Raw genomic sequence first — 23,626 nt, 5'->3', positions numbered from 1 at the left:
CCCACAAGTGATGTGTTGAAGAGTCGCGGGTCCGGGCGAGGGTGTCAAGGGAACAGACGCCGCGAAGTGCCTTCAGTTATCTGCCTGTTAACTGGACACACCGGAGCCGCCATACGGAAGCACGGAGTCCGCCCGCCGCCCTCCCGGCGGTGGTCACCGTCACGGACGGGGCTGTTACATTCCAGGCCGGTGCGACGTTCGAAGGAAGGCGGGGCCGATGGCAAGCCACGGAGCGCGGGGCCGCAGCGGCGGCCGGCCCACCCTCGAAGAGGTGGCCGCGCGCGCCGGTGTGGGCCGCGGCACGGTCTCCCGGGTGATCAACGGCTCGCCCCGGGTGAGCGACGCCACGCGCGCCGCCGTGGAGGCCGCGGTCGCCGAACTCGGTTACGTCCCGAACACGGCCGCCCGCGCCCTGGCCGCCAACCGCACCGACGCCATCGCCCTCGTCGTCCCCGAGCCGGAGACCCGCTTCTTCGCGGAGCCCTACTTCTCGGACATGCTCCGGGGCGTCGGCGCGGCGATGTCCGACACCGAGATGCAGCTGCTGCTGATCTTCGCGGGCAGCGACCGGGAGCGGAACCGGCTGGCCCAGTACCTCGCCGCGCACCGGGTGGACGGGGTGCTGCTGGTCTCGGTGCACGCCGACGACCCGCTGCCCGACATGCTGTCCCAGCTGGAGATCCCGGCCGTGATCAGCGGCCCCCGCTCGGCCTCCGAGACGCTGACCTCGGTGGACTCGGACAACTACGGCGGCGCCCGGCAGGCCGTCGAGCACCTGATCGGCCGGGGCCGGCGCACCATCGCCCACATCACCGGCCGCCTCGACGTGTACGGCGCCCAGCGGCGTATCGACGGCTACCGCGACGCCCTGCGCGAGGCCGGCCGCGAGGTGGACGAGCTGCTGATCGAGCCGGGCGACTTCTCCGAGGACGGCGGCCGGCGCGCGATGGCGGCGCTGCTGGAGCGCCGCCCGGACCTGGACGCGGTCTTCGCCGCCTCGGACGTCACCGCGGCGGGCGCCCGGCACGCCCTGCGCGACGCGGGCCGCCGCATCCCGGACGACGTGGCCCTGGTCGGCTACGACGACTCGGCGATCGCCCGCCACATGGACCCGCCGCTGACCAGCGTGCGCCAGCCGATACAGGAGATGGGCCGCGCGATGATCGACCTGCTCCTGGCGGAGGTCGCCGACCGCCGCCCGCCGGCCTCCCGGGGCCTGGAGCGCCGCCAGATGGTCCTGGCCACCGAACTGGTGGGCCGCGCCTCGTCGTGACCGCCGGGGGCGCCGGTCCCTTGCCCGCCCGCCCCGGCGTCCGCCGGGCCCGGAAACGAGTTCAGCCGGTGACCTCGGAACAAGGTCACCGGCTGACTGGTGAGGGTGAGTGACGGGACTCGAACCCGCGGCATCCTGGACCACAACCAGGTGCTCTACCAGCTGAGCTACACCCACCATGGCCTTGTCGGTGGAGGTCAGTGACTTCTCCGACCGGCCGAGAAAAAGTGTACAGGGTCCGAAGGGGTGCTCGCGCACGGCTTTCCGGGGCGCCCCCCGGCGGCCCGCCGATCCGCCTACTGACCGGGCACGACGTGCTTCGCGGCGATCTTCTTCGCGGTGTCCGAGTCGGGTCCCGGCTGCGGCACGAAGACGGCCTCGCGGTAGTAGCGCAGCTCCGTGATGGACTCGCGGATGTCGGCGAGGGCGCGGTGGTTGCCGTTCTTCTCGGGGCTGTTGAAGTACGCCCTCGGGTACCAGCGGCGGGCCAGCTCCTTGATGCTGGACACGTCGACGATGCGGTAGTGGAGATAGTCCTCCAGGGTCGGCATGTCCCGCAGCAGGAAACCGCGGTCGGTGCCGACGGAGTTGCCGCACAGGGGCGCCTTGCCGGGCTCCTTGACGTGTTCCCTGATGTAGTCGAGGACCCGCTGCTCGGCCTCCTCGAGCGTCGTGCCGCCCTCCAGTTCGGTGAGCAGCCCCGAGGCGGTGTGCATCTCCCGCACCACCTGCGGCATCGTCTCCAGGGCCCGGTCCGGCGGGCGGATGACGATGTCCACACCCTCGCCGAGCACCTTCAGCTCGGAGTCGGTGACGAGGGCGGCCACTTCGATGAGCGCGTCGTCCGACAGCGAGAGGCCGGTCATCTCGCAGTCGATCCACACCATGCGATCGTTCATGTGTCTAACCTTACGGGGCGCCGCGCCGTGCCGGGCCGGACGGTGGAGCGGGGCTTCCCGCGGCGGGCGTCCGTGCACGCCGACGGGCCGGAGACCGAGTGGCCTCCGGCCCGTCGTTTCGCCGGTGTCAGCTCACGGCGCGCTGCGCTGGCCCGGGAGCACCGGGGCCGTCAGGGACGGGCCCAGGGCTCCGGCCGCCGCGGTGCGGCGGGACTGGTGCGGCAGCGCGTTCTCCGGGTGCAGCGGTACCGGCGCGTGCCCCGGATGTCCGGACTGGCCGGGTGGCAGCGCTCCCGCGGAGTGCGGACCGCCCTCGGGGTCCTGGTTCCGGTCGGCCTGCGGACGCCGCGCGCGGTACGCGGCCCGGTAGGCGGCCGGGGACGAACCCAGCTGGCGCCGGAAGTGGCCCCGCAGCGCGACCGGCGAGCGGAAGCCGCAGCGGCCGGCGACCTCGTCCACCGAGTAGTCCGACGTCTCCAGCAGGCGCTGCGCCTGGAGCACCCGCTGCGTGATCAGCCACTGCAGCGGCGCGCTCCCGGTCAGCGAGCGGAACCGGCGGTCGAACGTACGACGGCTCATGTACGCGCGTGCCGCCAGCGTCTCCACGTCGAACTGCTCGTGGAGGTGCTCCAGCGCCCAGGCGACCACCTCGGCGAGCGGGTCGGCGCCGATCTCCTCCGGTAAAGAGCGGTCCAGGTAGCGTTCCTGGCCTCCACTCCGGCGGGGCGGCACCACCAGGCGGCGGGCCAGCGCGCCGGCCGCCTCGTTGCCGTGGTCCGTGCGCACGATGTGCAGGCACAGATCGATTCCCGCCGCCGTGCCCGCGGAGGTCAGCACGTCACCGTCGTCCACGAACAGCTCCCGCGGATCGACGTGCACCGACGGATAGCGCTTCGCGAGCGTCGGCGCGTACATCCAGTGTGTGGTCGCCGGACGGCCGTCCAGCAGTCCCGCCGCCGCGAGGACGAAGGCGCCGGTGCACAGTCCTACGATGCGGGCGCCCTCCTCGTGGGCCCGGCGGAGTGCCTCCAGGGCCTCCTCCGGCGGTGGCGAGGTGATCGAGCGCCAGGCCGGCACCACGACGGTGCCCGCCCGGGATATCGCCTCCAGGCCATGTGGCGCGGTGAGTTCCAGCCCACCCGTGGTGCGCAGCGGGCCCTCTTCACCCCCGCTCACCAGCAGGCGGTAGCGCGGTACGCCGGCGTCCTGGCGGTCAACCCCGAACACCGACAGCGGTATGGAACTCTCGAAGATGGGGCCGCCGCTGAACAGCAGCACCGCGACGATCTCCTTGCGGCGGCGCCCGGAGAGTTTCCGGGCCGCGGTTTCCGGCGCGGCAGTGGAGTCGTGGCTCATACTGCTAAGCCCCCCTTGGTGGTCGCGGCTCCTCGGTTGTGTCGCTCCTGCACGTTTCCCCTCGGTCCTGCACGAGTCCCCCGCCGTAAGACATCAAGATCGAATCTACTGCGTCCCGTCGCGCACCGGTGGCCGGTTCGCCACCCGGTGCATTGTCGACTTGGCAACTTGGCGTGAAGCATTCGATCACGAAGCGTTGCACTCGTGGGCCGTGTGGGGAAGTGCGCCTTGTCGCGGTGGCCAATCCACGTAGGGCGCGCGGGGGCCCCTGGACCCTTTTCGTGCAGGTCGAACGGGGGTTGGGGGGTGGTTGCGGCGGGGGATGCACACCGGCCAGAAGTTGGCTGAAAAGATGCGGACGGGGGCGCGGAAACCGGTCAGCCGACCGGTGTCTCCCGGCCGCCCGGCCGTCGGCTCCGCAGCGGGCCCCCACCGGGCCCGGCAGGGGCCGGCGTGGGGCCCGCCCGCTGGTGTCCCGGCGCACGCCGGTGGCGGTGCAGGGGGCGCGGGGCCGGGGCGGGGCACGGCCCGGCACGTGTGGCGTGGCTCACGGGCCGGCGCTCGGACGTCCACTCTGGCGCGCAAGTGAATCCCGCGCAAACCGCCTGTACGGGGCAGCAACCGTTGCGTGACGGGCGGCCCCTCGTGCATGCTCCGGGGAACCCGCCTGCTGGTATGCGCGGGATATGGGCTGAGGAGGCGTGCCGCCGTACCCTTGGGGGTATGGGGTTGGGAAGATAATTCCCGGACACAGCTCCGCCGCACACTGTCGTCCCCCACATAAGGATCACAACCCCGAGACAGCCATGGCCGGTCACGAATTCTTCGAACCCGCGGACCGCAAGCGGCCCGTCGCCGATCCCACGGCGGCCGAACCCCTGGCGGCGGAGGAGCCACGCCATTCCTGCGACCCCGCGTTCCGGCACGGGGTGGTCGTCGGCTTCGACGGCTCCACCTCCAGTGAACGCGCCCTCGCCTACGCGATCGGCATGGCCCGTCGCTTCGGGTCGGGCCTGATCATCGTCCATGTCGCCAACCGGCTGCCGACCACGGTGTGGGCGGGCTGCGAGCCCCCGGTCTTCGTGGACGTGCCGGACCACCGCACGGAGGTGCTCGGACTCGAGCTGGCCTGTGCGGATTATCTGGCCGAGGTGCCGTGGATCCTTGTCGAGCGGGGCGGGGACATCTGCCACGAACTCGAAGAGGTGGGGCGGGAGTACGCCGCCGATGCGATCGTCGTGGGTTCTACCCACGGGCTCGTGGGGCGGCTTTTCGGGTCCGTGGCGGGGAGGTTGGCGAAGCGGGCGCAGCGGCCGGTTGTGGTCATTCCGTAGGTCGTCACGGGTCCCCGTGTGGGGGCTTGTCGCGCAGTTCCCCGCGCCCCCAAGAAACGAACGACGCAGTTGCCCGAGCCCCTCAGGGGCTCGGGCAACTGCGTCGTCCTTTGGGGGTTGTTGCTACTCGACCGTGACGGACTTGGCGAGGTTGCGGGGCTTGTCGATGTCGCGGCCGAGGGCCAGGGCCGTGTGGTAGGCGAGGAGTTGGAGGGGGATGCCCATCAGGATCGGGTCGAGTTCGTCCTCGTTCTTCGGGACCAGGAGGGTGTGGTCGGCCTTCTCCTGTGCCTGGTGGGCCACCGCGAGGATCTTGCCGCTGCGGGCCTTGATCTCCTCCATCGCGGCCCGGTTCTTCTCCAGCAGGTCGTCGTCGGGGACGATCGCCACCGTCGGGAGGGCCGGCTCGATCAGCGCCAGCGGGCCGTGCTTCAGCTCGGAGGCCGGGTAGGCCTCGGCGTGGATGTACGAGACCTCCTTGAGCTTCAGGGACGCCTCGCGGGCCACCGGGTAGCCCCGGACGCGGCCGATGAAGAGCATCGAGCGGGCCTCGGCGTACTCCAGGGCCAGCTTCCGGATCTCCTCCTCCTGCTCCATGATCTCGGCGATCTGGCCGGGCAGCCTGCGCAGGCCCTCGATGATCCGCTTGCCGTCGCGCACCGACAGGTCACGGGTGCGGCCCAGGTGCAGGGCGAGCAGGGCGAAGGCGACCGTGGTGTTGGTGAAGCACTTGGTGGACACCACGCAGACCTCGGGCCCGGCGTGCACGTAGACGCCGCCGTCCGCCTCGCGGGCGATCGCGGAGCCGACGACGTTGACCACGCCCAGCACCCGCGCGCCCTTGCGCTTCAGCTCCTGCACGGCCGCCAGCACGTCGTACGTCTCGCCCGACTGGGAGACCGCTACGTACAGGGTGTCGGGGTCCACGACCGCGTTGCGGTAGCGGAACTCGGAGGCCGGCTCGGCGTCGGCGGGGATGCGGGCCAGCTCCTCGATCATCTGCGCGCCGATCATGCCGGCGTGGTACGAGGTGCCGCAGCCGAGGATCTTCACGCGGCGGATCCGGCGCGCCTCGCGGGCGTCCAGGTTGAGGCCGCCCAGGTGCACGGTGGAGAAGCGGTCGTCGATCCGGCCGCGCAGCACGCGGTCCACGGCCTCCGCCTGCTCGTGGATCTCCTTGTGCATGTAGGTGTCGTGGCCGCCCATGTCGTACGAGGCGGCCTCCCACTCCACGGTGGTCGGCTCGGCGGTGGTGCGGGTGCCCTCGGTGGTGTAGGTGCGGAAGTCGTCGGCCTTGAGGGTGGCCATCTCGCCGTCGTCGAGGGTGACGATCTGCCGGGTGTGGGCGACCAGCGCGGCGATGTCGGAGGCGACGAACATCTCCTTCTCGCCGATGCCGAGGACGACCGGGGAGCCGTTGCGGGCCACCACGATGCGGTCCGGGAAGTCGGCGTGCAGCACGGCGATGCCGTAGGTGCCCTCGATGAGGCGCACGGTCTCGCGGACCTTGTCCTCCAGCTTCTCGGCGCTCGAGCGGGCGATCAGATGGGTGAGGACCTCGGTGTCCGTCTCGGAGAGGAACACGACGCCGTCCGCCTCCAGCTTGCGGCGCAGGTCGGTGGCGTTGTCGATGATGCCGTTGTGGACGACGGCGACCTTGCCCTCCGCGTCCAGGTGCGGGTGGGCGTTGACGTCGGACGGGGCGCCGTGGGTGGCCCAGCGGGTGTGGGCGATGCCGGTGGTGCCCTTGAAGCGCGCCGGGACCTTCGCCTCGAGGTCGCGCACCCGGCCCTTGGCCTTGACCATCTTCAGGCCGGACGCCTTCGGGGAGGTGACGGCGATGCCCGCCGAGTCGTAGCCGCGGTACTCCAGACGCTGCAGTCCCTCCAGCAGCAGGGGGGCGACCTCACGCCTGCCGATGTATCCGACGATTCCGCACATGGATGTAGTTCCTAGCCGTAGACGATGCGGCGCAGCTGCCGGAGCGAGAGCTCCGGCGGGGCCACCGCGCGGTATCTGAGGTCCGCCTCGATCCGTTCGAAGATCGTCGCGTTCACCAGGCCCTGGGCCTGGAGCTCGCGGTGGCGGCGACGGACGTACTCCTCGGTCGTCTCGTCGAAGTAGGCGAGCACGTCCTGGACCACGCGCAGCGCCTCGCCCCGGCTGAGGGGCGTGGACCGCGTCAGATGATCAACAAGTTCGTCGTGCACCCGTTGATCCTGAGGTACCGGAGGTTGTTTCGCAAGAAACGTGCCCGATTTCGGGCAGGACTCACAGGCGGAGCCCAGGATCGGCTCACATGCGCTTGAGGACCGCCTGTTTGGCGAGGGTGAACTCCTCGTCCGTGAGCACCCCGGACCGGTGCAGCTCGCCCAGCTCCCGCAGCCGGCGCAGCAGGGCGTCGTGGTCGTCCTCGGCGGGCGCGGGGGCGGCGGCCAGGGGCAGGGCGGGCTCCGGCTCGCCGGGCCGTTCGCCGGCGGGGGCCGCCGGGTGCGGCAGACGGGCCTGGACGGCGGCGGCGACGAGCGCCATCAGCGGGTCCTTCTTGAAGCCCCACAGCTCCACCGCGTTCGGGTCGTACTTGGCCGGGGCCTTGGTGGGTGCGTGGCGCACGGTGAAGCGGAGGTGGCCGTTCTCCAGTCCGGCCGCTGGCTGCCACTCCACGCCGGTCAGCTCCGTCACCGCGAGGGTGCGGGTGCCGGCGGCGGCCTTGGCGTCCTCCGTCTTCCAGTTCCACTCCAGCCGGACGCGCTCGCCGTCGAAGCTGACCGTGCCGTCCCCGGCGGAGACGGACAGCGGCACGGAAGGGCCGGGCAGCAGGTACTCGGAGACCGGTTCGGAGGGGATCTGGTCCAGCAGCAGCGCGGTGCGGACCTCCTCGGTGAAGTACTCGGCGACACCGAAGCGGTCGGACTCGACGATCAGCTGGTACGGGTCGTGCGGCTCGCCGAGCCGGCCGCCGGTCGCGTGCAGCAGCGGGTCGGCGCCGTCGCGCAGCCGCAGCCTGAGCCGTCCCGCCCGCTTCCCCTGCTCCAGGGAGATGCCCGCCAGCGCCTTCAGCGGGAGCACCAGTTCACCCAGGGTCCTGCGGAGCAGTCCGACGTTCTTGTCCCGTCCGGGGGTCAGCCGCAGGGTGTCCCCGTCGAACGTCCAGGTGCCGTCCTTCTGGATGATTTCCGCCATGAGGGGATTGTTTCACCGACATCCCCGGAGAGTGGCCCGTACCCGTACCGGCTTCCCTTGCGCGGCAGGGGTGTTGAGGGGGACGCGCGCGGCGGCGGGCACCCCGGAGGACCGTACTCCGGGGTGCCCGCCCGTCGGTGGGGTCAGAACCCGGCGATCGGGTTCTTCAGGGTGCCGACCAGCTGGAGCGCTCCGGACGGGTCCGTGAGGTCGACCATCTGCCTGTTGTCGCGGAGCTGGAGGCGGTTGAGGCAGGACAGCGCGAACTCGGGGGCGAACATGTCGTAGCGGGCGAACTTGTCGGCGAGTTCGGGCACCGACGCCTGGTACTCGCGGGTGACCTCGGCGACCGTGCCCCAGAAGGCGTCCTCGTCCATGACGCCCTCCTCCGCGAGGTTCGCGGCGAGGAAGCGGAAGAAGCAGTCGAAGACGTCGGTGAAGACCGACAGCAGCTTCTGGTCGTCCGGGACCTCCACGCGGATGCGGGAGACCTCCGGCGGGAGCACCGCGTCCGGGTCCATCACCGCGATCTCCTCGGCGATGTCCTTGTAGACGGCCCGCCGCACCACCCCGTCCTCCAGCACCAGGATCACGTTCTCGCCGTGCGGCATGTAGACCAGGTCGTAGGCGTAGAAGCTGTGCAGCAGCGGCACGTAGTAGGCCCGCAGGTAGTGCCGCAGCCACTGCGCCGGAGCGAGCCCCGAGCGCGCGATCAGCGCGCCCGCGAAGGACTTCCCCTCGTGGTCGACGTGGACCAGGGACGCCATGGTGGCGAGGGACTCGCCGTCCTTCAGGGACGGCACCGGGCTCTCCCGCCACAGCGCGGCCAGCATCTTGCGGTACGGGGAGTAGCGGTCGGTGGCCCGCTCGTACTCCAGGTGCCGGTAGCCGACGGCGGCCCGCTCCCGGATGATCGACAGCCCCGTCGCCCGCAGCACCGGGTCGCCCTCGATGAGCCGGGCCAGCCAGTCGTTGATCGCCGGGGTCGCCTCCATGTAGGCGGCGGACAGGCCGCGCATAAAGCCCATGTTGAGGACGGACAGGGCCGTCTTCACATAGTGCTTCTCCGGGTGCGAGGTGTTGAAGAAGGTACGGATGGACTGCTGCGCCAGGTACTCGTCCTCGCCCTCGCCCAGACAGACCAGGTGCCCGCGGGCGACCTCGGCGGCGAAGGTGACGGACAGCTTGTTCCACCACTGCCAGGGGTGGACGGGCACGAGGAAGTAGTCGGAGGGGTCGAGGCCCCGGTCGCGCAGCACCCCGTGGAAGCCCTCGACGGTCTCCTCGCCCAGCTCCTGCCGGACGAACGGCTCGTACTCGATCCCCGCCCCGGCCGTGAACGCGGCCCGCGAGCGGTGCGCGGCCAGCCACACCAGCCGTACCGGGCTCGCCGTCTCCGGCGCGTACGACAGGTACTCGTGGATGCCGAAGCCGAGCCGTCCGTTGTTGGCCACGAAGCAGGGATGGCCCTCGGTCATCCCGGTCTCGATGGCCTGGAAGCCGGCGTCCACCAGCTCGGCGACCGGGATCTGCGGCTTGGTGAGCTTGTAGCAGGTGCCGGAGAGGGTGGAGGAGATCTCCTCCAGGTACACCGGCAGGATCTCCTCGCTCAGACCCAGGGACTTCTGCAGCTCGATGAAGAAGTCGAGTGCGGCGAGGGGGAGTGCGGCGTCGTCGCGGTGACGGGTGATCGAGTCGGCGTCGATGCCCCAGTGGTCCAGGCCGCGGAGCGTGGCCGTGAAGGTGTACCGGGTCGCGCCGTCGTCGCTGCGGACGGCGTATCCGCCGTCACCGGTGGGCTCCGGTGCGAGGAGCCGCTCGTGCGCGAACTCGGCGAGTGCCTTGCGGATCAGCAGGCGGTTGGCCCGCGCCCAGCGGTGGGGGGACAGATGTGCCACGGCGTCGGACGGGGTCATGCGGTCACTCCTCGGGCGCGCAGGAACTGTTCGCGGGTGCAGAAGCTCAGCAGCGCGCGCTTCTCCGGCTTGTCGATCTCCCGTGCGGGCACGAAGCCCACGGCCTCGTTCAGCGCGTGCACGGCCTTGTTGCCCACGTCCGGCTCGACCACGACCCGCCGGGTGTCCGGGTCGGCGAACAGCTCCTCCATCACGGCGGTGATGACGGCCCGGGTGAAGCCGTGGACGGGCCGGTCGGCCGGCGCGACCAGGAAGTGCATGCCGACGTCGCCGGGCTCGGGCTCGTACAGGCCGGCGAGCTCGACGTACCGGGGGTCGTACCTCTCCATCAGGAAGGCCGGTTCGCCGTCGCGCAGGCCCAGGTGGGCGTGGTGGTGCTCGTCCGCGGCGATCCGCATGTACTCGCGCTCGACGTCCTGGAGCCTGGCGTCCTGCATCATCCAGAACGCCGCCTTGGGATGGGTGACCCAGCCGTGCAGCAGCTCGGCGTCCCGCAGCGGGTCGAGGGGGCGGAAGGTGAACGTGCCGATGCTCATACGGCGAACTCCTGGAACGCGATGGACTTCTCGACGGGGTAGTACTCGGTGCCGAGCAGCTCGCGGATGATGCAGCTGTTGCGGTACGGGCCCATGCCCAGGTCGGGGCTGGTGATGCTGTGCGTGTGGACGCCGGCGTTCTGCAGGAAGACACCGCGGCCGGTGACGTCGACGGCGTAGTCGCGGGTCACGTCGAAGCGGCCGTGGCCGTCGAAGCGGAGCCGGTCGCGGACCGGTTCGAGGAAGGCCGGCGGCTCGTAGTGGTAGCCGGTGGCCAGCACCAGGCCCTCGGTGCGGATCTCGAAGTCCTTGCCCTGCTCGTCCTGGTGGAAGCCGAGCGTGTAGCCGCCGTTCTCGTACCGGGCCGCGGTGAGGGAGGAGTTGGTGAGCAGCCGGGTGGGGACCGGCCGGTCGCCGCTCTCGACGTTCTTCTGGTACAGCAGGTCGAAGATCGCGTCGATCAGCTCCGAGTTGATGCCCTTGAACAGGCCCTTCTGCTGCTTCTCCAGCCGGTAGCGGGTGTCCTCGGGCAGCGCGCGGAAGTAGTCGATGTAGTCCGGGGAGGTCATCTCCAGGGTCAGCTTGGTGTACTCCAGCGGGAAGAACCGCGGGGAGCGGGTGACCCAGTTGAGCCGGTAGCCGTGGACGTCGATCTCGGAGAGCAGCTCGTAGTAGATCTCGGCGGCGCTCTGCCCGCTGCCGACGATCGTGATCGACTCCTTGTCGAGCAGCTCCGCCTTGCGCTGCACGTACTGCGCGTTGTGGAACAGGCCGCCGTCCAGGCCGCGGCACGGCTCGGGGACGAACGGCACGGTCCCGGTGCCGAGCACCAGGTGCCGGGCCCGGTACGTCCCGCCGGCCGCCGTCGCCACCGTGTAGAGCCCGCCGGCCTCGTCGTACGTCACCTCGGTGACCGTCGTGCCGAAGCGGATGCTGCTCAGCTTCGCCGCGGCCCAGCGGCAGTAGTCGTCGTACTCGACCCGCAGCGGGTAGAAGTTCTCGCGTATGTAGAACGGGTACAGCCTGCCCTTCTCCTTCAGGTAGTTGAGGAAGGAGTACGGGGAGGTCGGGTCGGCGAGGGTGACGAGGTCCGACATGAACGGCGTCTGCAGGTGGGCGCCGTCGAGGAACATCCCCGCGTGCCAGGCGAAGTCCGGCTTGGACTCCAGGAAGACGCCGTTCAGTTCGGCGATGGGCTCGGTGAGGCAGGCGAGGCCGAGGTTGAAGGGGCCGAGGCCGATCCCCACGAAGTCGTAGGTGACGTCCGGGGCTTCAGCAAGCGCGGTCAAGGGATTCTCCCAGGTACTGCTCGGCGTGGCCGGCGATCAGATCGAGGACGGCGGCGATGTCCGAGGCGGTGGTCTCGGGGTTCAGCAGGGTGAACTTCAGGTAGTGGCGCCCGCCCACCTTGGTGCCCGCGACCACCGCGTCACCGGAGGCGAACAGGGCCTTCCGGGCGTGGAGGTTGGCCCGGTCGATCTCGGCGGGGTCGGTGACGGCGGCCGGGATGTAGCGGAAGACGAGCGTGGACAGCGAGGGGGCGACGACCACGTCGTAGCGCGGGTCGGCGGCGAGCAGCTTCCAGCCCTCGGCAGCCAGGTCGCACACCTCGTCGAAGAGCTGCCCGATGCCGTCGGCGCCCATCACGCGCAGCGTCATCCACAGTTTGAGCGCGTCGAAGCGGCGGGTGGTCTGCAGGGACTTGTCGACCTGGTTGGGGATCCGCTCGGTCACCATGCGGCGCGGGTTGAGGTACTCGGCATGGTAGGTGGCGTGCCGCAGCGTGGCCGCGTCGCGGACCAGCACGGCGGACGAACTCACGGGCTGGAAGAAGGACTTGTGGTAGTCGACGGTGACGGAGTCGGCGCGCTCGATGCCGTCGATGCGGTCCCGGTGCCTCAGCGAGGCGAGCAGCCCGCAGCCGTAGGCGGCGTCCACGTGCATCCAGGTGCCGTACTGGGCGCACAGCTCGGCGATCTCGGGGAGCGGGTCGATGGAGCCGAAGTCGGTGGTGCCGGCGGTGGCGACGACGGCCATGGGGACCAGGCCCGCCTCGGCGCAGCGCTCCAGCTCGTGGGCGAGCGCGACGGTCCGCATGCGCTTGTCGTGGTCGACGGGGACCACCACCACGGCGTCCGGTCCGAGGCCGAGCAGTTTCGCGGACTTCTTCACGCTGAAGTGGCTGGCCTCGGAGGCGAAGACACGCAGTCTGGCGAGGTCGTCGGCCTTGGCCTCCTCGCGGGCCAGCAGGAGCGCCTGGAGGTTGGACTGGGTGCCGCCGGAGGTGAAGACGCCGTCGGCGGCCGGGCCGAGGCCGATGCGGCGGGCCGTCCAGTCGATCAGTTTCCGCTCGATGAGGGTGCCGCCGGCCGACTGGTCCCAGGTGTCCAGGGAGGAGTTGACGGCGGAGAGCACCGCCTCGCCGAGCACGGCCGGGATGACGACCGGGCAGTTGAGGTGGGCGAGATAGCGGGGGTGGTGGAAGTAGACGGCGTCCCGGAGGTACACGTCCTCCAGTTCGTCCAGCACGGCGGTGGTGTCGTGGAGCGGCTGGTCGAGGTCGATGCCGTCGATGCGGGGGGCCAGGGCGTCGACGGTGATTCCGGTGAACGGCCGGTCGGTGGTGGCGAGTTTGGCCGCCACCCGCTCGACTCCTTCGGTCACGGAGCGGCGGTAGTGCTCCGCGGTGGTGTCGTTGAGCAGGTGCGAGCGCATGGGGGGGTCCTCCGGTGGGGACTATCCGGTGCGGGAAGGGGCCGGTAGCGAAAAACTTAGGTGAGCCTAACCTAAGTTTTTCGGCCTCAAACCTGTTACGGCCGTGACTGTCATCACTCACTCGCGAGGAGTAGTCGGGCTCAAGTCCGTTTTGTGGCCGGCGAGTTGACTGCGGCAGTGTGACGGCGACATGCCCGCCGCGGGGTTCCGGACGCGAGCACGCCGAGCCGCCCCGCCGCGCCGCCTGGAGGGAGGCGGAACGGGCGGGGCGGCGGCTGAGGGGGCCGGGCGGGAGGGGTCAGCCGACCTTCTTGGCCTTCTCGATGGCCTCCGCGAGGTTGTCGAGCAGGGGCGTGCACTTGTCGTAGGAGAGGATCGGCTCGGGCGAGCGGGCGATGACCTGGCCGGCCTTGACCGCGGGGAGCTTCTTCCAGGTCGCCTCGGTGATGTCGGCGGGCTGGATGGTCGAGGCGCGGTCGTCCATGATGATGACGTCGGCCGGGTACTTGTCGACGTTCTCCCAGCTCAGGGTCTCGAACCAGCCGCCGGTGGGCTTCTTGGCCTCCTCCGAGGGCTCCACCAGGTTCACCCCGAGGGCCTTGAAGTACTCAAGGTCGATGGAGAAGTTCGAGCCCGAGACGTAGAAGACGTCCTGCGCCGCGGAGCCCGCCATGACCCGGATCTCCGGGCGCGCCTTGGCGGCCTTGCGCAGCCGCTCGGCGGCGGCCTCGAACTTCTTCTTCGCCTCGACGACCTTCGCGGACTTCATGTCGGCGCCCAGCGATTCGGCCAGCTCGGCCATCCGCTGCAGCGGCTCCGGCATCTGCCGGTCGTAGACGGAGACGGCCACGCTCGGGGCCAGCTTGGCGATCTTGTCCTTGGAGGCCTCCGGGACGTACCAGAGCGTCCCGGCGTCGTCGAACGTCGTGCTGATGAGCACCTCGGGCCCGAAGGCCGCGTACTGCTCGACGTTGAAGCTGTCGAACTTGTTGCCGAAGATCGTCAGCTTGCTGACGTCCATGTCGCCGGCCTGGACGTCGGCCTTGCCGTCCGGGGTCTTCGTCGGGCCGAAGACGCCCTTGACCTCGATGCCGTAGTCGTACAGCGCGGCGGCGACACCGGTGAACGCCACGATGGCCGTGGGGACCTTGTCGAGCTTCACGGTGGTGCCGCGGTCGTCCTTGAAGCTCCACGGGCCGGACTTCGCGGGGTTCGCGTCCTTGTCCGAGCCGGCGCTTTTCTCGTCACCGTCTCCGCAGGCCGCGAGCACGGCCCCGAGGCCGAGCGCGCCGCCCGCGGCGAGAACGCCGCGTCGGGTGAGGTGGGTGGCTCTGGCGTTGGACATGGGTACGCTGCCTTCGAACGGGGCGGATAACCCGCCGGACAATTCGAAGGTAGGTTAGCCTAACCTCAATGGTTGTCCAGGTGTGGGCCCCTCACCAGCGCAATTCCGTGAGTGGGCCGCCTGCCTCGCGACAACGCGCTGCGAGGCCCAACTCCGCCGATCGGCACGGAAGATGGGCCTCGCTCCGGGCGGAATCGCCCCCGGTGCGCGACTAGGCGGCCGCCTTCTGCTCCCGGGCCAGTTCCCTGGCCGCGCTGCGGCGCTTGCCGGACTGCACGTCCACCGGGCCGCCGGCCCCCTTGCCCGGCTCCTCCCGCCAGCCGCGCAGCTTGCCCGCCACCTCGGCCAGCAGCGGGCTGCCGGGCTTCACGGCGACGTAGAACAGCGACTCGTCGGGCTTCTTGTCGTCCCCGCCCCAGCGGACGACGCCCTCCAGCTCGGCGAGGATGTCACGGATGACGAGCTGCTGCGGGGCGAAGAAGCCGCCCTTGACGCCGCTCGGGTAGTGACCCGGTCTGATCTGCACCGCGGTGCCGGAGGCCTGGTTGGCCTCCGCCAGCCCCCGGCGCACCGTGGCCGGGCTGCGCCAGCCGACCACGTCGCCCCCGCGCAGTTCGTCCACCTCGTAGTGGAACCGGCGGACGACATGGACCAGCACGGTCTCCACATCGCCGATCCGCACGGCGACCCCCTCGACGGGGGTGCCGGGCACCGGACGCGTCCACACCGACCCGCCCTTGTCGGCGGCCAGTTCCATCTCCCAGCCGTTGGGGCTCGGCTTCCCGGAGCGGGTGCGCTTGTGGCGGGCCAGGGCGCGCCGGGCCGCGTCCCTGACGTGCTTCGGCTCGGCATAACGGTCCGCCGCGTGGGCGGGAGAGGCGAGGTACTCGGAGAAGGGCAGCGTGGCCGCTGCTGCGACGCCCGCGATCACTGCGGTCCGGGCGAGGAAGGTACGGCGGGATGTCGTCATGGACGCCTTGTCTCTCTCTTGAAGTCCCGGGTGGCCCGGCGTTCGGATTCCAGCAGGCTGAAGCCGCCCATCGCGACGGCCGTGAAGGCGAGGGCGCCCGCCGCGGGATTGAGATAGCCGGGCACGCCCGTCGAATGGGTGGTGCCGCTCCTGACGTGGCAACCGAGACCGAGCGGGATGTAGGTGGGCCGGTAGGAGTCGATCTCCATGACGTGCGCCGGTCCCACCGCCTCCTTGCACGCGGCGTCCCGCCTCGTCTCGTCCAGCGTCAGCAGGTGCACGGTGCCCCAGGCGTACAGGCAGGCCGCGCCGGCCGCCGCGAACGCGCCGCAGGACCGCAGCAGCACCAGCGGAGCCCCGCGTCCGGCACCGTGACGGGCCGCCGTCGTGCAGCCGTAGGCGGCCAGGGCGATGGCCGCCGCCAGGGAGAGGAGGAGGACGAGAAGCAGGACAAGGGGGTTGTGCCCCGCGTACGGATCGGTTTCCACTGTTACTCCTAGTACATCCGGGACAGCCCGTTGTACTTCTCGAAGAGCTGGTAGAGCGCCATGCGCTTGGTGGCGTGCGCCTCGGCCTCGTCTCCCCAGCCCTGATAGCGGCGCAGGACCTCGAAGATCTCCTTCTGCGTGTAGTCCAGTCTCATGGTGCGCAGCACGGTCTCGCCGTCGGGGCCGTTGTTGCCGCCGGGCTTGCCGCCCGCGTCCCACAGGTGGATGAGGGACACGGTCCGGACCGAGTAGGCGTTGTCCTGGTTGACCTTGTGCCACATCGTCCAGATGTCCGCGTCCTTGGCAGGGTCGAGGACGGTGCCGCTGGCGTAGCCCTTGCCGATGCAGTAGTTCCAGGCCCGGATGCCGACGTCGCCGCTGATCTGCGCGATGCCGGTGGAGGAGTCACGGACGGGGGAGATGTCGTCGCCCCCGACCCCGGTGTGGTAGTACGTCACCGCCGCGTCCACGGTCAGGTCGATCGCGTCGTAGTGGCGCATCTCCCAGTAGGCCGAGGTCTGGATCAGCGCCTTGCGCATGTTGTACGTGTTCGACAGGGACGTGATCAGGGCGTCGTGGGCCATGACCGTCTCGAGGCACTCGGTGTGCGTGAAGATGCGCTTGGCGTCCGAGTCCGGGAAGCCGATCGACTTCATGTAGGTGCTGATGTCGGTGTGCATCGCCGGGTAGTAGGACGAGAGGTCGAACGCGACGTCGGGCGCGTTGTCCAGGCGGGAGGGGTTGAAGGAGCCCTCGCCGATGTCACGGCCCGAGGCGATGTTGTGGTCGATGTTGATGGCGCCGTCGCCCGAGCCGACGGTCCGGGTGACGATCTGGTCGTAGGCCCAGCTCGCCGGCAGCGGGTAGCCGTAGTTGCCGGAGAAGCCGCTGGACATGTCGGAGACGAAGCTCGCCGTGGCGTGCCCCGCCTCGGACACCCGGATGCACACGTTGCGCGGCCCGTAGACGCCGACCCGGTAGGGGTTGCCGGACAGCGCCATCGCGTCCTCGACGCCCTTGAAGTAGGGCAGGATGTCGTCGGTCACCTCGTAGTCGTAGGCGTCGAAGTCGACCGCGAAGAAGATACGGGCGCCCGTCTTGAAGCCGTGGCGCTGCGCGGCGGCGACGGCGGCGAGGCCGTCCGCGTTGCCGGCCGGGTAGTTGAACCCCTCGGCGTCCCGGCCGTAGGTCTGCCAGATCGGGAAGCAGCGGAGCCCGTTGTCGGCGATGGTCTGGAGCTCGCCGGCCTGGATCTCCTTCTCCAGGGGCGCGCCGCCCGTCGGGTTGATCAGATAGCGGCCGATGTACTTGATGCCCTCCGCCTTGAGGGTCGCCGCGCGCGCCGGGGTGATCTTCGTGACGCCGTCGCAGGCCTCGCCCCTGCGGTTCTGGTCGCCGTACGACACCAGCAGCGACGCCCAGGTGGAGAAGTCGCCCTTGCCGGTCACCGGGAGCGCCACGAACGCCTGGAAGGCGGCGGTCTCGCTCGCGACCGTGCTGTTGAAGACGGAGGTGAACGGGGTCGCCGCACGCTGGTTGAGGATCAGCGCGCCGCTGTAGAGCTGCGCCCAGGTGCCGCTGGACCCCTCGGAGAGCGTGTGGCTGGCCAGGCCCGACTTGGTGCCCGGCCCGAAGTTGCCGTTGGCGACTCCGTCGGCCATGCCGAGCTCGTACTGGATGGCGTACAGCATGGACGAGGCCACGGTGCGGGAGTGGTGGCCGTCGCACGGCACGATGAAGAAGTCCTGGCGGCCGATGTAACGCCCGTTCAGCCACTGCTGGATCTCGCGGATCTTCGCGCTTCCGCCGTTCACCGTGACATAGGGGTCCATGTTGAGCAGCCCCTTGACCACCTTGGGGTAGAGGCTCCCGGAGTCGGGGAAGGACGCCGCGACGCCCATGTCCGACTTCATCTTGCTCACCGAGGCGGCGACCCGGTCGTTGTACTTTCCGTCGATCTCGCCGCCGTCATATCCCTTGCAGTAGAGGGCGGACTGAATGATCCGGGCGAAATTGGCGGAGGGTACGGTACTGCCGTTGAGTACCGGGTACTTTGACTGCAGGGCGTTCAGGGTGGTCGGGCCGAAATTGTTGGACAGCGAGCTGATGCCCAGCTCGAGCTGGAGAGCGCGGGTGAGCGCGTACATCACGGTCCAACTGGTCTGACCGTTCTCCTCCAGCTTGGGTATGCCCAGCATGTTGGGGTAGGTCGTGTTGATGAACCGCTGGGCACGCAGCACCATCTCGTCGGCCATGGACGGCTCTCTTTCGATGCGGGGAAGGTCGCGGCAAACGCCGGTCAACAGGGCAAAGTTAGAGATGGTGAGGGCGGAGTGACAGCCGTCTTTTTCTGGACAATCGGGCAAAGGGTGTGAATGGCGCGGCGTATTTACGCCGTCCCCGGCATGCCCGGAGAAATGAATGCCAGGCGTGGGCGCAATGACGCCAGAAATGTTTGGCCGGGAATGTTTGAACGCGGCGGCGCGTAAAAAGAGGGGGCTCCGGGTCCCGCCTGTGGAGGCGGTGCGGTGCCGGTGTGTGGGAAGGGTCGCGCGCTCGTGAGGTTTGGCGTATTCACGCCAACTGAACGGTGGTCAGTGTGCCTGTTTTGCATGGAGACGGCTGGTTTTCCCAGGGGTTCAGGAACTTAGGGTTCCATAAGGGCCATCCACAAGGTGGCTCTGGCTACGCTCTCCGTGGGGGCTACTGATGGTCACAAAAATGACGGTTGGTCAGGTGGATGTGGTGATCGTGCGCCTGCTGTACCAGGGGCTCGGGGACGCGGCGATCGGCCGGCGTCTGGGGCTCGGACACCGGACCGTGCAGCGGCGCATACAGCAGTTGATGAGACGCTGGGGGGTCCCGGGGCGGGTGGCCCTGGGAGCCAGGGCGCAGGAACTGGGCCTCTTCGACGGCCTGGAGGCCGGGGGACGGCCACTCGGCCGGGAGTTGCTCAACACGGCCTGAGCCCGCACCCGGCCCCGGGCCGGCGGTCTTCCGGGCAGGGGCGCCCCGCCGGCAGGGCGCCCCTCCCGATCAGGCGGAGGGGGCGAGCTGTTCGCGCACCCACCCGGGATCGGGGTTGGTGTGCGGCCGGCCGCCCACGACGACCGTGGGCACGGTCTCGTTGCCCTCGTTGGCCGCCCGCACCGCTGCCGCCCCGGCCGGGTCGCGCCAGATGTTCACCCAGTGCGCCCGGCGGGCGCGACGGCCCAGCCGGAAGCGCAGCCGCAGGCAGTACACACAGCCCGGCCGCCAGTAGACGACCGGCCGGCCGTCGGCCGCGCCGCGGCGCTCCGCCTCCGGCGCGCCCACCGACCTCGGGAAGACCAGGGGCGAGTGCACCGCCGCGAGCAGCGTGAACATCAGCAGGAACGCGGCGGCCTCGCCGGGGCTCCCGCCGCGGACCAGCCCGGTGGCGGCGAGTGATCCGCAGAGCAGCAGCAGTACCGGCGAGATCCACGTGCGCATCATGAGGACGCAGGCTATCCCCGGGCCGGACGGCCTCTCGAACCGGCCCGCTCGGCCGGAGGGGTCAGCCCGCCAGGCCCAACTCCCGCGCGATCAGCATCCGCTGGACCTCGCTCGTGCCCTCGCCGATCTCCAGGATCTTGGAGTCGCGCCACATGCGGGCCACCGGGTACTCGTTCATGAAGCCGTAGCCGCCGTGGATCTGGGTGGCGTCACGGGCGTTGTCCACGGCGACCGTGGACGAGTACAGCTTCGCCAGCGCCGCCTCCTTCTTGAAGGGCTCGCCGGCCACCAGCCGGCTCGCCGCGTCGCGCCAGGCGAGACGGGCCGTGTGGGCCTTCATCTCCATGTCGGCGATCTTGAACTGTATGGCCTGGTTGGCGCCGATCGGCCTGCCGAACGCGTGCCGCTCCTTGGCGTACTTCACCGACTCGTCCACGCAGCCCTGCGCCAGACCCGTGCCCAGCGCGGCGATGGCGATGCGGCCCTCGTCCAGGATGCGCAGGAACTGGGCGTAGCCGCGCCCCTGTTCGCCCAGGAGGTTGGCGGCCGGCACCCGGACGTCCTGGAAGGACAGCTCCCGGGTGTCCGAGGCGTTCCACCCGACCTTCGAGTACGGGGCCGCCACCGTGAAGCCCGGCGTGCCCGAGGGGACGATGATCGCCGAGATCAGCGGCTTGCCGTCCGGCTTGCGCCCGGTCACCGCCGTGACCGTGACCAGGCCCGTGATGTCCGTGCCCGAGTTGGTGATGAAGCACTTGCCGCCGTTGATGACCCACTCGTCCGTCGACTCGTCCAGCCGGGCCGTCGTACGGGTGGCGCCCGCGTCGCTGCCGCCGTCCGGCTCCGTCAGACCGAACGCGCCCAGGATCTCGCCCGAGCACAGCCGAGGCAGCCACTCCCGCTTCTGCTCCTCGGTGCCGAAGAGGTGGACCGGCATCGCGCCCAGCGAGACCCCCGCCTCCAGGGTGATGGCCACCGAGGAGTCGACCCGGGCCAGCTCCTCCAGGGCCACACCGAGGGCGAAGTAGTCGCCGCCCATGCCGCCGTACTCCTCCGGGAACGGCAGCCCGAACAGACCCATGCGGCCCATCTCCCGGACGATCTCGTACGGGAACTCGTGACGCTCGTAGAAGTCACCGATCTTCGGCGCCACCACGTCGTGCGCGAACTCCTCGACCGTGCGGCGGAGTTCGTCCAGTTCGGGGGAGAGCTTGTGGTCCATGGCGTTCACTGCTCCTGGTGGGAGAGGGCTCGTACGGTGCGGGACGGGCTGGTCCGTCCCAGGTGGGCGGCCATCCAGACGCTTGTGGCGACGAGACGGCCGAGGTCGACCCCGGTGTCGATGCCGAGACCGCGCAGCATCCACACGAGGTCCTCGGTGGCGAGGTTGCCGGTGGCGGACTTCGCGTACGGGCAGCCGCCGAGGCCGCCGGCGGAGGCGTCGACCGTGCTGACGCCCTGCTGGAGCGCTGCCAGCGTGTTGGCGAGGGCCTGTCCGTAGGTGTCGTGGAAGTGCACGCCGAGGGCGGACACCGGCACGCCCGCCTCCGTGAGTGCGGTGAGCAGGGCCGTCACATGGCCGGGGGTGGCCACCCCGACGGTGTCGCCCAGGCTCAGCTCGTCGCAGCCCATGTCCAGCAGGGCCCGGCACACCCGGACCACCTGGGGGACCGGGACCGCGCCCTCCCAGGGGTCGCCGAAGCACATCGACAGATAGCCGCGGACATGGAGGTCCTCCGCCTTCGCCCTGCCGACCACCGGCTCGAACATCGCCAGCGCCTCGTCCACCGTGCGGTTGAGGTTGGCCTTGGCGAAGGACTCCGTGGCGCTGGCGAAGACCGCCACCCGCCGGGCGCCCAGCGCCAGCGCACGGTCCAGTCCGCGCGCGTTGGGCACCAGGACCGGCAGCGACACCGGCAGGTCGGACACCGCCGGGTACAGCTCCTCGGCGTCCGCCAGCTGGGGCACCCACCGGGGGTGCACGAAGCTCGTCGCCTCGATCGTCCCCAGGCCCGTGCCCGCCAGCCGGCGGATGAACTCCGCCTTGACGGCCGTCGGCACGGTCGCCTTCTCGTTCTGCAGCCCGTCGCGCGCGCCCACCTCGTGGATCCGCACCCGCGAGGGCAGCCCTCCGGCCGGCACGGCCATCGGCAGGCCCAGTTCCGGGGCGTTCATGACGTCTCCTCCTTCACCGGCTTCACCGGCTCGATGACCGCCAGCACCTGGTCCATGGCGACGGTCGTGCCCGGCGCCACGTCCAGCTCGGCGACCGTGCCGGCGTGCGGGGCGGAGATGACGTGCTCCATCTTCATCGCCTCCACCACCAGCAGGCTCTGGCCCGCGGCCACCTCGTCGCCGACGGCGACCTTCACCACCGTCACCGTGCCGGGCATCGGCGCGGTCAGCGAGTCGGCGCCCGCCCGGCCGGCCCGGGTGAGGGACGCGGCGACCGGGTCGTGGTCGCGCACGTGCCAGGCGTCGCCGTCCCGGCCGATCCAGTCGGCGGCCCGGTGGAAGGTGTGGCGTACGCCGTCCAGGGTGACGGAGACCCGGTCCTCGCCCACCGTGTGGGAACCCCGGGGGGTGTGCGTGACGGGGTCGACTCCCGTCGCCCGCAACGGGAAGGCGGCCGGCAGCGGCCGGCCCCCGAGGCGCCAGCCGCTCGGCACGGAGAACGGGTCCGTCCAGCCCTCCCCGCCCGGACGCAGCGCCTCCAGACGCACAGCCGCGGCCGCCTCGTACACCTCCTCGGGCACGCCGGCCGTGACCAGGCCCTCCGCCTCCCGCTCCACCAGCCCGGTGTCCATGTCGCCCGCGACCACCGCCGGATGCGCCAGCAGCCGCCGCAGGAACCCGGCGTTGGTCTGCACGCCCAGCGTGACCGTCCCGGCGAGCGCCGCCCGGAGCCGGCGCAGCGCCGTCGCGCGGTCGGGACCGTACGCGATCACCTTGGACAGCATCGGGTCGTAGAGGCTGCCGACCTCCGTGCCCTCGCTCAGCCCGGAGTCGGTGCGCACCCCCTCGCCCCGCGGTTCGCGCAGCCTCAGCACCGTGCCGCCGGAGGGGAGGAAGCCGCGCGCCGGGTCCTCGGCGCAGATACGGGCCTCGACCGCGTGTCCGGTGAGCGTGACGCCGTCCTGCCCGAAGCCGAGCGGCTCGCCCGCCGCCACCCGGAGCTGCCACTCCACCAGGTCGAGCCCGGTGATCAGCTCGGTGACCGGGTGCTCCACCTGGAGGCGGGTGTTCATCTCCATGAAGTAGTACGACGACGGGTCGTTGCCCGGGACGATGAACTCCACCGTGCCCGCGCCCCGGTAGCCGCAGGAGCGGGCCGCCTGGACCGCCGCCTCGCCCATCGCGGCGCGGGTCTCCTCGTCGAGGAGCACACTGGGCGCCTCCTCGATGATCTTCTGGTGCCGGCGCTGCAGCGAGCACTCGCGCTCGCCGAGGTGCACCACGTTGCCGTGGCCGTCGGCCAGTACCTGGATCTCGATGTGCCGGGGGCGGTCGATCCACCGCTCGACCAGCAGCGTGTCGTCGCCGAAGGAGGCGCGGGCCTCGCGGCGCGCGGCGGCGATCTCGTCGGCCAGCACGGAGACGTCCCGCACCAGGCGCATGCCCTTGCCGCCGCCGCCCGCGGACGGCTTCAGCAGCACCGGCACACCGATCTCCCGGGCCGCCTCGGCGAGCTGCCCGTCGGTCAGCCCGCTGCCGCTGGAGCCGGGCACGACCGGGACCCCGGCCGCCTTCACCGTCTCCTTGGCGCGGATCTTGTCGCCCATCAGGGCGATCGCGTCCGCCGGGGGCCCGATGAAGACCAGCCCCGCCTCGGCGCACGCCCGCGCGAACCCGGCGTTCTCGGCGAGGAACCCGTACCCCGGGTGGACCGCCTGGGCGCCGGTGCGGGCGGCGGCCTCCAGCAGCCGCTCCACCGACAGATAGCTCTCCCCGGCCGGCGCGGGTCCGATCCGCACCGCCGTGTCGGCCTCCCGGACGTGCCGGGCGTCGGCGTCCGCGTCGGAGTACACGGCCACCGAGCGCACGCCCATCGACCGCAGGGTGCGGATGACGCGGACCGCGATCTCGCCCCGGTTGGCCACCAGCACCGTCTCGAACATCTGCTCAGTCATCGTCAGG

20 protein-coding genes and 1 tRNA gene are annotated in these 23,626 nt (G+C 70.7%); 3 read left to right on the top strand and 18 right to left on the bottom strand.

Features of this window, described 5'->3' with window-relative positions; all coding sequences use genetic code 11:
- The first annotated feature begins 217 nt into the window (after positions 1 to 217).
- Complete coding sequence (locus CNQ36_RS12770; protein ID WP_121546087.1) at positions 218 to 1,273, top strand: LacI family DNA-binding transcriptional regulator; 1,056 nt, start codon at positions 218 to 220, stop codon at positions 1,271 to 1,273.
- 104 nt (positions 1,274 to 1,377) lie between these two features.
- Here the strand turns inward: CNQ36_RS12770 and CNQ36_RS12765 are convergent.
- From CNQ36_RS12765 to CNQ36_RS12755, 3 genes are all read right to left on the bottom strand, one after another.
- Positions 1,378 to 1,450: transfer RNA gene (locus CNQ36_RS12765), tRNA-His, on the bottom strand.
- A 119-nt stretch (positions 1,451 to 1,569) separates the two neighbouring features.
- Positions 1,570 to 2,172 carry an oligoribonuclease gene (gene orn, locus CNQ36_RS12760; RefSeq protein ID WP_121546086.1) on the bottom strand — a complete coding sequence of 201 codons (603 nt, stop codon included), beginning with the start codon at positions 2,170 to 2,172 and terminating at the stop codon, positions 1,570 to 1,572.
- Between the two features lie 132 nt (positions 2,173 to 2,304).
- Complete coding sequence (locus CNQ36_RS12755; RefSeq protein WP_121546085.1) at positions 2,305 to 3,528, bottom strand: helix-turn-helix domain-containing protein; 1,224 nt, start codon at positions 3,526 to 3,528, stop codon at positions 2,305 to 2,307.
- Between the two features lie 806 nt (positions 3,529 to 4,334).
- Here CNQ36_RS12755 and CNQ36_RS12750 point away from each other — a divergent pair.
- Positions 4,335 to 4,862 carry a universal stress protein gene (locus CNQ36_RS12750; RefSeq protein WP_004931105.1) on the top strand — a complete coding sequence of 176 codons (528 nt, stop codon included), beginning with the start codon at positions 4,335 to 4,337 and terminating at the stop codon, positions 4,860 to 4,862.
- Positions 4,863 to 4,985: 123 nt separating this feature from the next.
- Here the strand turns inward: CNQ36_RS12750 and glmS are convergent, their stop codons facing one another.
- From glmS to CNQ36_RS12695, 11 genes are all read right to left on the bottom strand, one after another.
- Positions 4,986 to 6,803: a glutamine--fructose-6-phosphate transaminase (isomerizing) gene (gene glmS, locus CNQ36_RS12745; protein WP_121546084.1), complete on the bottom strand. Its 1,818-nt coding sequence runs from the start codon at positions 6,801 to 6,803 to the stop codon at positions 4,986 to 4,988.
- 11 nt (positions 6,804 to 6,814) lie between these two features.
- Positions 6,815 to 7,072 (bottom strand): hypothetical protein, encoded by a 258-nt coding sequence (locus CNQ36_RS12740; protein WP_030217181.1) that lies wholly within the window; start codon positions 7,070 to 7,072, stop codon positions 6,815 to 6,817.
- 85 nt (positions 7,073 to 7,157) lie between these two features.
- On the bottom strand, positions 7,158 to 8,045 hold the full coding sequence (locus CNQ36_RS12735) for a DUF4429 domain-containing protein (RefSeq protein WP_121546083.1): 888 nt from the start codon (positions 8,043 to 8,045) through the stop codon (positions 7,158 to 7,160).
- 143 nt (positions 8,046 to 8,188) lie between these two features.
- Entirely contained in the window at positions 8,189 to 9,961 is a 1,773-nt protein-coding gene (locus tag CNQ36_RS12730) for an IucA/IucC family protein (RefSeq protein WP_121546082.1), read from the bottom strand.
- Complete coding sequence (locus CNQ36_RS12725) at positions 9,958 to 10,497, bottom strand: GNAT family N-acetyltransferase (protein WP_121546081.1); 540 nt, start codon at positions 10,495 to 10,497, stop codon at positions 9,958 to 9,960. The genes CNQ36_RS12730 and CNQ36_RS12725 overlap by 4 nt, the downstream gene beginning before the upstream one ends.
- Entirely contained in the window at positions 10,494 to 11,786 is a 1,293-nt protein-coding gene (locus CNQ36_RS12720) for a lysine N(6)-hydroxylase/L-ornithine N(5)-oxygenase family protein (RefSeq protein ID WP_121546080.1), read from the bottom strand. Before CNQ36_RS12720 ends, CNQ36_RS12725 begins: the two co-directional genes overlap by 4 nt.
- The gene (gene desA / locus CNQ36_RS12715; RefSeq protein ID WP_121546079.1) at positions 11,770 to 13,212 is read right to left on the bottom strand and encodes a lysine decarboxylase DesA; all 1,443 of its coding nucleotides are present in this window, start codon (positions 13,210 to 13,212) and stop codon (positions 11,770 to 11,772) included. The genes CNQ36_RS12720 and desA overlap by 17 nt, the downstream gene beginning before the upstream one ends.
- A gap of 298 nt (positions 13,213 to 13,510) precedes the next feature.
- A complete protein-coding gene (locus CNQ36_RS12710) occupies positions 13,511 to 14,557 on the bottom strand; it encodes an ABC transporter substrate-binding protein (RefSeq protein ID WP_121546078.1) in 1,047 nt (348 codons plus the stop codon).
- 211 nt (positions 14,558 to 14,768) lie between these two features.
- Positions 14,769 to 15,527, bottom strand: a complete 759-nt coding sequence (locus CNQ36_RS12705) for a twin-arginine translocation signal domain-containing protein (RefSeq protein WP_121546077.1) — start codon at positions 15,525 to 15,527, stop codon at positions 14,769 to 14,771.
- On the bottom strand, positions 15,524 to 16,015 hold the full coding sequence (locus tag CNQ36_RS12700) for a hypothetical protein (protein WP_228312962.1): 492 nt from the start codon (positions 16,013 to 16,015) through the stop codon (positions 15,524 to 15,526). Before CNQ36_RS12700 ends, CNQ36_RS12705 begins: the two co-directional genes overlap by 4 nt.
- Before the next feature lie 8 nt (positions 16,016 to 16,023).
- Positions 16,024 to 18,270: a glycoside hydrolase domain-containing protein gene (locus CNQ36_RS12695; RefSeq protein WP_121546076.1), complete on the bottom strand. Its 2,247-nt coding sequence runs from the start codon at positions 18,268 to 18,270 to the stop codon at positions 16,024 to 16,026.
- Between the two features lie 466 nt (positions 18,271 to 18,736).
- On the opposite strand from CNQ36_RS12695, the gene CNQ36_RS12690 reads away from it, so the two are divergent.
- On the top strand, positions 18,737 to 18,982 hold the full coding sequence (locus CNQ36_RS12690; RefSeq protein WP_086014764.1) for a helix-turn-helix domain-containing protein: 246 nt from the start codon (positions 18,737 to 18,739) through the stop codon (positions 18,980 to 18,982).
- A 69-nt stretch (positions 18,983 to 19,051) separates the two neighbouring features.
- Here CNQ36_RS12690 and CNQ36_RS12685 read toward each other — a convergent pair whose 3' ends face one another.
- From CNQ36_RS12685 to CNQ36_RS12670, 4 genes are all read right to left on the bottom strand, one after another.
- On the bottom strand, positions 19,052 to 19,489 hold the full coding sequence (locus CNQ36_RS12685) for a glutaredoxin domain-containing protein (protein WP_121546075.1): 438 nt from the start codon (positions 19,487 to 19,489) through the stop codon (positions 19,052 to 19,054).
- A 61-nt stretch (positions 19,490 to 19,550) separates the two neighbouring features.
- Positions 19,551 to 20,711, bottom strand: a complete 1,161-nt coding sequence (locus tag CNQ36_RS12680) for an acyl-CoA dehydrogenase family protein (protein ID WP_004931128.1) — start codon at positions 20,709 to 20,711, stop codon at positions 19,551 to 19,553.
- A 5-nt stretch (positions 20,712 to 20,716) separates the two neighbouring features.
- Positions 20,717 to 21,664, bottom strand: coding sequence for a hydroxymethylglutaryl-CoA lyase (locus tag CNQ36_RS12675; protein WP_121546074.1), 948 nt, complete (start codon positions 21,662 to 21,664; stop codon positions 20,717 to 20,719).
- Positions 21,661 to 23,607, bottom strand: coding sequence for an ATP-binding protein (locus CNQ36_RS12670; protein WP_121546073.1), 1,947 nt, complete (start codon positions 23,605 to 23,607; stop codon positions 21,661 to 21,663). Before CNQ36_RS12670 ends, CNQ36_RS12675 begins: the two co-directional genes overlap by 4 nt.
- Between the last annotated feature and the right edge of the window lie 19 nt (positions 23,608 to 23,626).

It is taken from the genome of Streptomyces fungicidicus, from assembly GCF_003665435.1.
Taxonomy (GTDB): domain Bacteria; phylum Actinomycetota; class Actinomycetes; order Streptomycetales; family Streptomycetaceae; genus Streptomyces; species Streptomyces fungicidicus.
This window is presented reverse-complemented; position numbering and strand designations above follow the sequence as displayed.